Consider the following 1926-nt stretch of genomic DNA (forward strand, 5'->3'; position numbering starts at 1 on the left):
AAAGCGATGCGCCGGATGCGGGCGCATGGCAGGTGCTGTACACAAAACTGCGTCGCTGGCGCAATATGGCCGATACAATGCCGGTCTTTGAGTTTTATGCCCGTATTCTCGGACAGGATGGCGGACGGCGTAAATTGCTGGCGCGGCTCGGGCCGGAAGCCGGTGATGTGATCGACGAGTTTCAGAATTATGCACTTGCCACAGAGCGCAGTGGCCTGCCCGGGCTACAGGCTTTTTTGGAAACGCTGGAGGCAGCCTCGCCGGAGATTAAGCGCGAGCTGGATCAGAACCGCGATGAAGTGCGTATCATGACGGTGCATGCCTCCAAGGGGCTGGAAGCGGCTGTGGTTTTCATGGTTGATCCCGGCAATGCCGCATGGTCGGCAGGGCGTGCGCCAAAGCTGCTGAGCTTTGATATGGCTGAGCCGGACGGTTATGAGGGCAAGGGCTTTCTCTGGCTGCCGAAAAGTGATTACGGCACCGGTTTTACTGCGGAGCTGCTGGAAGAGCTTAAAACCCGCTCTGAGGAAGAATATCGCCGTCTGCTTTATGTGGGGATGACCCGCGCCGAAGACCGGCTGATCCTGTGCGGTTATCGCGGGGAGCGCGAGAGCGAAAACACATGGTTGAAACTGGCCGCTGACGGGCTGGGAGATGAAGCCGTGGCCTATGATCATCCGGTTGAGGGTGTGAGCGCACGGCGTTATCGCAAAACAGAACTGGCGGAACTGGAGATACAGGACAAAGCGGATGCGGCTGAGACCGCCTATCCGCCATTGCCGGACCATTATCGCCGCCCATTGGAGCCGGAGCAGGGGTTGCCACGTCCGCTGACGCCATCCGGTGCCTCTGCACTGATTGAGGCTGATGCGGAGCAGGTTGTACGCAGCGGTTCGCCGGTGCTGGAGCAGGGCGTACAGACCGAGGGCGGTGGCCGCAGTTTTGGTCTACAGCGCGGTACAGTGATCCACACATTGTTGCAGCGCCTGCCGGATTTGCCTGCGGAACAACGCGAGCAGTCGGCACAGCGTTATCTGAATATTGCTGCCGGCGATTGGCATGAATCGCAGCGCGAAAAAGCACTGGCAGCGGTCAGCACTATTCTGAATGATCCGCAATTTGCTGCGGTATTTTCACCGGCTTCCAAAGCGGAAGTCTCATTGATGGGTAAGTTGCAGCTGCGCGGCAAGGAACAGGTAGTCTCAGGCCAGATCGACCGGATTTGTGTTGAAGACGACCGTGTGTTGATTGTGGATTATAAAAGTAACCGTCCGCCAGCCCGCACGCAGCAGGAAGTGCCGCAGGCCTATATCACTCAGCTTGCACTGTATCGCGCGCTGGTTGAGCCGCTTTATCCGCATAAACGTGTTGAGGCTGCATTGCTGTTCACTGAAGGGCCGCATCTGATTGTGCTGGATGAGGATGTGATGGAACATGCGCTGATTGCTCTGGGCAAGGCTGTATGAAGAGGTCGCTTCGAAAACTATATTGACCTTTCATCACAATGACACCACATATCAGCTAATAATGAATTTCATAGCAGGTTTTGGCCTGTAACAGCGAAAGAGGAAAGCCTATGGCGACCGTTAAAATTGACAATAGCAATTTCGAATCCGATGTGCTGAAAGCTTCTGAACCGGTTGTGGTGGATTTCTGGGCTGAATGGTGCGGACCTTGCAAAATGATTGCACCGGCTCTGGAAGAAATTTCATCGGAAATGTCCGGTCAGGTGAAGATCGCTAAAGTCAATATCGATGAAAATCCGGAACTGGCTGCGCAATATGGCGTACGTTCCATCCCGACATTGCTGATGTTCAAAAATGGTGAAATCGCTGCCAATATGGTTGGTGCTGCACCAAAGAGCCGTCTGGCTGACTGGATCAAAGCTTCGGCTTAATCAGATAAAGCATTATCAAAAAAGCCAAC

Annotated in this window: 2 protein-coding genes; both read left to right on the forward strand. The window is 54.6% G+C overall.

The window, feature by feature from the left end:
- A partial coding sequence (locus A918_RS19475) for a 3'-5' exonuclease (RefSeq protein ID WP_022709959.1) occupies nt 1-1466 on the forward strand: 1466 nt, incomplete at its 5' end.
- 110 nt (nt 1467-1576) lie between these two features.
- Complete coding sequence (trxA, locus tag A918_RS0104840) at nt 1577-1897, forward strand: thioredoxin (RefSeq protein WP_022709960.1); 321 nt, start codon at nt 1577-1579, stop codon at nt 1895-1897.
- Nucleotides 1898-1926 lie beyond the last annotated feature (29 nt).

This window comes from Pseudochrobactrum sp. AO18b (genome assembly GCF_000409565.1).
Classification (GTDB): domain Bacteria; phylum Pseudomonadota; class Alphaproteobacteria; order Rhizobiales; family Rhizobiaceae; genus Pseudochrobactrum; species Pseudochrobactrum saccharolyticum.

Bases quoted from the DNA above. Each gene is read 5' to 3' on its own strand.
- trxA (WP_022709960.1), top strand. From the start codon at position 1,577: ATGGCGACCGTTAAAATTGACAATAGCAATTTCGAATCCGATGTGCTG.